The organism is Xanthomonas populi, assembly GCF_002940065.1.
Classification (GTDB): Bacteria; Pseudomonadota; Gammaproteobacteria; order Xanthomonadales; family Xanthomonadaceae; genus Xanthomonas; species Xanthomonas populi.
The window spans coordinates 1-1,843 of the sequence record NZ_MDEJ01000256.1 but is presented as its reverse complement, the minus strand read 5'-3'; the positions used below and the strand labels follow the sequence as shown (position 1 = coordinate 1,843).

General features: G+C 62.5%; 2 protein-coding genes and 1 pseudogene. All 3 read right to left on the bottom strand.

Annotated features, from left to right (window positions below; genetic code table 11):
- Positions 1–80: 80 nt before the first annotated feature.
- Positions 81–458 (bottom strand): annotated as a pseudogene (locus tag XpopCFBP1817_RS20580) (TonB-dependent receptor plug domain-containing protein); the annotation flags it as partial.
- Positions 459–755: 297 nt separating this feature from the next.
- Positions 756–1,406, bottom strand: coding sequence for a phosphoglycolate phosphatase (gene gph, locus XpopCFBP1817_RS20575; protein WP_128418468.1), 651 nt, complete (start codon positions 1,404–1,406; stop codon positions 756–758).
- A gap of 161 nt (positions 1,407–1,567) precedes the next feature.
- Positions 1,568–1,843, bottom strand: a 276-nt coding sequence (locus tag XpopCFBP1817_RS20570; protein ID WP_484606961.1) for a DinB/UmuC family translesion DNA polymerase, incomplete at its 5' end; no start/stop codon positions are given.

Genomic DNA, 1,843 nt, shown 5'->3' with positions numbered 1-1,843 from the left:
CGAATTCATCTGCAAGCAGTGGACATCCGAACCCGAGCGGTTCAAGGTGGACCCGATCCATCTAATGCCGGGACTGAACAATCGCGCGATCCCACCGGCTTGCCATCGACCAGAATCAGAGTGTTTTCCGGGCCCATGGCGCGCAGATCGATCTGGCGATTGTTGCCGTACTGGCCGGAGGCACTGTCGCCGGTGATATTGACGCCCGGCATGGTGCGCAGCAGCTGCGACAGATCGTTGACCGGCGGACGCCGTTCGATGTCTTCGGCGGTGATCACCGATGCGCCCAATGCTTGCCGCGCAATTTGTGCGGCGGTGACGTGCACGGTGTCCAGCGATTGCGAATCGGCTGCAGCGTCTTCGGCGGATGCGCTGCAGATGCAGCTGCCGCAACCGACCGCAATGGCCAGCACCAGCTGACGCTGGGACAACACGGGACCGCGTGCAGGTGCAGACATCCATGACCGGCGTGATGCGGACATTCTCAAACCTCTCGACAGGAGAGAGACCTCTGGCGACGGCTTGAGGTGACACGGTAGGGGTGATGGGTGCAGCAGGCGCAAGACGAATGTGCGAGGCGTTGATGCAGTCAAGATTGTCCGCGCATCCTACACAGATGCGATTAATTCTCAAATCGATGAGCTGCGGTGGCACAGGCTGCGGGTGGGCATTGCAGCGTTGGGGCAGCTGCGCATTCCTCTCATCGCGCCTTTATCGGCGACATCTGCAGCACACGGTGGTGCGACCGCAGCACGCTACTTCAACGCAAGCAGTTCGCGCATGTCATCGACACTGGCTACCGCGCCGGAGGTCTGCACATCGAAGCAACGCAGATAGCCGTAACGCACCATCGCCAACGGCATTGAAGCGGCATTTGCGGCGGCCGCATCGGTGGCCGAATCGCCAACCATCAGGCACTGCTGCGGTGTGTGCCGGAACTGCTTGGCCAGATGCAGCAGCGGCGCTGGATCGGGCTTGCGCTGCAGCAGCGAATCGCCACCGAGCACCGTGCTGAAGTGCGCGGCGATCCCCAGATGCTCCAACAGCGGCGCGATGAAACGCGACGGCTTGTCGGTACACAACGCCAGCGTGGCGCCGGCGTCGCGCAAGCCGGTCAATGCCTCGGCAACACCGGGGTACAACTGCGGGTTGTGCAGCAGGCAGGCTCCGTAGTGACGCATCATCACCGGCATTTCGGTATCGGCATCGTGCGTGGTGCCGGCTTCGCGCAACGCAGTGGCGAGCAAGACCTGCACGCCTTCGCCGATCCAGCGACGGATCGTCGCCTCGCTGAACTGCTGCAGCCCAAGTTCCTGCAAGGTGGCATTGAGCGCTTCGGCGATGTTAGGTGCGCTGTCCACCAGCGTGCCATCCAGGTCAAAGATCACCAGCGGATACGGAAACATGCGGACGGTCTCGTTGGGAAACGGACTGCAGTGTACGGGCTGCACGATTCAGAGCGCGTCACCGTGCGGCGATGGGAAGTGTCAGATGCATGCGTCGACGCACTCATCTGGATACATGCAGCACGCCAAGACCGCGCCATTGCATGCACGACGCATCGCACTCATTGCGCCTGCGGCACATCGCCGAACAACTCTCCCTGCACGGCGCCCGCTTCCACATCGCTGAAACCGCTCAGCCCCACACCGACCAGGCGATAGCGCGTGTCGTCCGGCAACTCCACGCGCCGGGTCAGCGCCAGCGCAATGTCCGCCAACGCCTCAAGCGAGGCGGGTGGTTGCTCTGGTGTGGACGAGCGGGTCAGGATCTGAGGTTTCCCCACGTTTTCCCGAGATAGATCAGCTGGTTGCACCCGGATCGTGTAGAAACAAGTGCGCGC

Excerpts from the sequence above, each read along its gene's own strand:
- gph (WP_128418468.1), bottom strand. The coding sequence starts at position 1,406 with ATGTTTCCGTATCCGCTGGTGATCTTTGACCTGGATGGCACGCTGGTG.